Consider the following 4134-nt stretch of genomic DNA (forward strand, 5'->3'; position numbering starts at 1 on the left):
TCTTTCCCTCCACGCCGCTCTTCCGATCTACGCGCGAAGCGCCGGCCGGCCGCCCGGCGATCGTGCCGGGCACCTCGCGCGGGCTGTTCCAGATGCTGCAGGCGGGCGAACTCGATGCGGCGATCGTGGTGGAGCCGCCGTTCGCACTGCCGAAGATGTGGCGCGCGGTGACTTTGCGGCGCGAGCCGCTGGTGCTGCTCGCGCCGCGCGCGGACGACGACGGGCAGGCGCTGCGCGGCCGCCCGGCCACGCTGCTGCGAAGCTGCCCCTATATCCGCTACGACCCGGACGCCTGGGGCGGGCGCTACGCGTCGCAGTGGCTGGCCGATCAGTCGATCGAGCCGGCGGTGCTCTGCGACCTCGACGCGCTGGAGGCGATCGCGATGCTGGTGGCCGACGGCATGGGCGTGGCGCTGGTGCCACGCTGGTCCGGCATCGAGCGCTTCACCGGCGAGTGCCGCACCACGCCGGTGCCGGGCGCGGCCTACGAACGCTCGATCGTGCTGTTGACCCGCGCCGAGCCGGACCTGCCGGCCATGCTGGCGATCCTCGAACGCGCGCTGGCCGCGCCCGGCGCGGGGCCGCGAGCCTGACCGGGGCGGACGGCCGCGATTGTTCGGCCGGTGCGCCGGGTGCTGTACACAGTGGTTGAAAAATACAAAACGTTCGAGCGAACGGCATCGAACCGGCCCCCAACCTGACGGATATCGACGACAACGAATTAAATTCCCGCTTGACTGAGAATTTTCGGGTTTGTATAAATTTGTACAACTCAAGCAAAACACCTCACCCCAAGTCTGGAGCCGTCATGAAATTCTCGTTTGCCCTGCGTGCGCTGTTTGCCTCCACCCTGATGTCCTGTGCCTTCCTGTCGCCCGCCCAGGCGGCCTCGCCGGCGAAGCTCGTCGAATCCGGCAAGCTGACCTACGGCGTCGCGGCCACCTTCGCGCCGTTCGAGTTCACCAAGGGCGGCCAGTTGACCGGCTTCGACATCGATCTCGTGAATGCGATCGCCAAGCAGATGAGCGTCGCGCCCGCGCCGCAGAACATGCAGTTCAGCGGCCTGATCCCGGCCCTGCAGGGCGGCCGTCTCGACATCATCAATTCGGCGATGTACATCACGCCGGCGCGCAGCGGGCAGGTGGATTTCGTGCCCTACCTGCGCCTCGGCGACCGCGTGATCGTGCAGGCCGCGAACCCGGCCAAGATCACGGGCCGCGACGATTCGATCTGCGGCAAGAACCTGGCGGTGACGCTCGGCGGCATCGAGGAAAACTACGCGCGCGCCGACGTCGAGCGCTGCAAGGCCGCCGGCAAGCCGGCCCCCACCGTGCTGACGCTGCCCACCGCGCAGGATTCCGCGCTGAGCCTGCGCCAGGGCCGCGCCGATGCGATCTACAACTCCACGCCGGGCACCGTGCAGCTGATGACGGAAGTGCCGGACGTCTACAAGACGGTCGGCCCCGAGTTCGAGCAGACCACCACCATCGGCTTCGCGGTGCGCAAGGGTGATGCGGCGATGGCTGCGGCGCTGAAGGACGCGCTGGCGAAGGTCGTGGCGGACGGCACCTACAAGCAACTGATCGCGAAATGGAAGCTGCCGGCTTCCGTGTCGATCTTCGACGCCAAGGCCGCCCAGTAAGCCCCCGGCGGCGCCCGCGCGGCGCCGCGTTTCCCGAGTCGTGCCCGAGATTTGCCGGATCGAAGCGGTGGCGCCGCTTCGACGGCCTCGTGCATGCCGAATTCATTAGTCCTGCGAATCGAGCGGCGCATGGCGGCGTGCTGCCAGGCCGTGCGCCGCCGCGCGCTTCGCTGCGGAAAACCGTCTCGCCTTCACCACTCGCTACCCAAAAACATCATGAAAAAACGTCTCGCCACTCTCGGCCTGTCGACGCTCGCGCTCGGCGGCCTCTCGCAAACCGCGCACGCGCAGAGCAGCGTCACGCTGTACGGCATCGTCGACGCCGGCATCAGCTATCTGTCCACCGCCAGCGGCAACCGCTACAGCATGTTGAGCGGCGGCCTGTCCGGCAACCGCTGGGGCCTGAAGGGCAGCGAGGATCTGGGCGGCGGCCTGAAGGCGATCTTCCAGCTCGAATCGGGCTTCGCGATCGGCACCGGCAAATCGCTGCAGGGCGGCCGCGAATTCGGCCGCCAGGCGTTCATGGGCCTGTCGAGCGCGCAGTGGGGCACGGTGGTGTTCGGCCGCATGTACGACCCGGTCGTCGATCTCGTGCAGCCGCTGACGGCCGACGGCGCGGGCGGCAGCGTGCCGTTCGCGACGCCGGGCGACGTCGACAACAACGACTTCAGCGCGCGCGTGTCGAACGCGGTGAAGTACATCAGCCGCGACTACTCGGGCCTGCAATATGAAGCGCTCTACGCGCTCGGCGGCGTGGCCGGCTCGACGGGCCAGGGCTACACGTTCAGCGGCGCGGTGTCGTATACGCAAGGGCCGTTCAAGCTGGCCGCCGGCTATTTCCAGGCCGCCAACGCGAACGCGGCGGCCGGCAAGCGCAGCGGCTGGACCAGCGGCACCACCGACGCGCTGTTCGAAGGCGGCTCGATCAACGCCGCCTACCAGAGCGCGCACACGCTCGGCATCGCGCAGGTGGCGGGCCAATACACGACCGGCCCGTGGACGCTCGGCGTCGGCTACAGCAACGCGCGCTACACGGCCGACGGCGCGTCGACGTTCGCCTCCACCGAGCGCTACAACACCGGCCGCGTGTACGGCTTCTACCGCTGGACGCCGACGCTGCGCTTCGGCCTCGGCTACATCTACACGGCGGCCAGCGGCGATGCGTCGGCGCATTACCACGTGGTCAGCGCCGGCACGTTCTACACGCTGTCGAAGCTGACCGACATGTACGCGACGGCCGCGTTCCAGCGCGCGAGCGGCACGCAGCGCACCGCGTCGGGCGGCACCCAGGCGGCGGTGGCGACGATCTCGTCGTACGGCGTGGACGGCCACCGCACCCAGGAGATCGTCACGGTCGGGCTGCGTCACCGCTTCTGACCGGGGGGCGTTCCCCGCCATGCACTTCGCGGCGCGCGGCCCCGTTTCATGCGGGCGCCGCGCGCCGGTTCTTCACGTTGTCCTTACGATTATCGAGGCTTGAATCATGTTGTCATTCCAGATGCCCGTCGCGCAGGATGTGCGCGACGCGGCCGAACGGCTCGCCGGCGTGGCGGTCCGCACGCCCGTGGTGCGCTCGGACCGGCTCGACGCGCTTGCCGGCGCGCAGGTCTTCGTCAAGCTGGAAAGCCTCCAGCACACCGGCGCGTTCAAGTTTCGCGGCGCCTACAACTGCCTGTCGCGGCTCGACCGCGCCACTTGTCCGGACGGCGTGGTGGCCTATTCCACCGGCAATCACGGCCAGGCGATCGCCACCGTGGGCCGCATGCTCGGCATTCCCACCATCGTGGTGATGCCGTCGAACGCGCCCGAAAACAAGGTCGAGAAGGCCCGGCTGGCCGGCGCGACCATCATCCGCTACGACCGCGAGAAGCAGAGCCGCGAGGCCGTGGCCGCCGAGCTTGCCGAGCGCGGCCAGTACGCGGTGGTGCCGCCCGGCGATCATCATCACGTGATCGCCGGGCAGGGCACGGTGGCCTTCGAGGCGCTCGAACAACTGAACGGCGAAGTGGATGCGATCGTCGCGCCGTGCGGCGGCGGCGGCATGTCGGCCGGCATCTGCCTGGCCGTCGAGGCGGCCGGCTCGCAGGCGCAGGTGTGGGCGGCCGAGCCGGCCGCGTTCGACGACACGCGCCGCTCGCTTGCGTCGGGCGCGCGCGAAAGCAATCCGCCGGGCCGCCAGTCGATCTGCGACGCGCTGCTCGCGCCGCTGCCGGCCGAGCTGCCGTTCTCGATCAACGGCCAGCGCCTGGCCGGCGTGCTCGCGGCCGACGATGCCGCCGTCAAGCGCGCGATGGCGCTGTGCTTCGAGCTGTTCCGCGTGGTGGTGGAGCCGGGCGGCGCGGTGGCGCTGGCCGCGATGCTGTCCGATCCGGCCGCGCATGCGCTGCGCGGCAAGCGCGTGGTGGTGGTGGCGTCGGGCGGCAACGTCGATGCGGCGCTGTTCGCCGAGGCGATCACGGGCGGCACGGACTGACACGCCCGGCGCGGGTGGG

General features: G+C 69.7%; 4 protein-coding genes. All 4 read left to right on the top strand.

Going from position 1 to position 4134, the window contains the following annotated elements:
* On the top strand, positions 1 to 593 hold a 593-nt coding region (locus G3N92_RS31640; RefSeq protein WP_241015146.1), incomplete at its 5' end, for a LysR substrate-binding domain-containing protein.
* 215 nt (positions 594 to 808) lie between these two features.
* The gene (locus G3N92_RS31645; RefSeq protein ID WP_206131474.1) at positions 809 to 1642 is read left to right on the top strand and encodes an ABC transporter substrate-binding protein; all 834 of its coding nucleotides are present in this window, start codon (positions 809 to 811) and stop codon (positions 1640 to 1642) included.
* Positions 1643 to 1858: 216 nt separating this feature from the next.
* The gene (locus G3N92_RS31650) at positions 1859 to 3019 is read left to right on the top strand and encodes a porin (protein ID WP_206131475.1); all 1161 of its coding nucleotides are present in this window, start codon (positions 1859 to 1861) and stop codon (positions 3017 to 3019) included.
* Positions 3020 to 3125: 106 nt separating this feature from the next.
* A complete protein-coding gene (locus G3N92_RS31655) occupies positions 3126 to 4115 on the top strand; it encodes a threonine/serine dehydratase (RefSeq protein ID WP_241015147.1) in 990 nt (329 codons plus the stop codon).
* Positions 4116 to 4134 lie beyond the last annotated feature (19 nt).

This window comes from Burkholderia sp. Ac-20379, assembly GCF_017104645.1.
Classification (GTDB): Bacteria; Pseudomonadota; Gammaproteobacteria; order Burkholderiales; family Burkholderiaceae; genus Burkholderia.

Coding starts and splice junctions, on each gene's coding strand:
- G3N92_RS31650 (WP_206131475.1), top strand. CDS start 1,859: ATGAAAAAACGTCTCGCCACTCTCGGCCTGTCGACGCTCGCGCTCGGC.
- G3N92_RS31645 (WP_206131474.1), top strand. CDS start 809: ATGAAATTCTCGTTTGCCCTGCGTGCGCTGTTTGCCTCCACCCTGATG.
- G3N92_RS31655 (WP_241015147.1), top strand. CDS start 3,126: ATGTTGTCATTCCAGATGCCCGTCGCGCAGGATGTGCGCGACGCGGCC.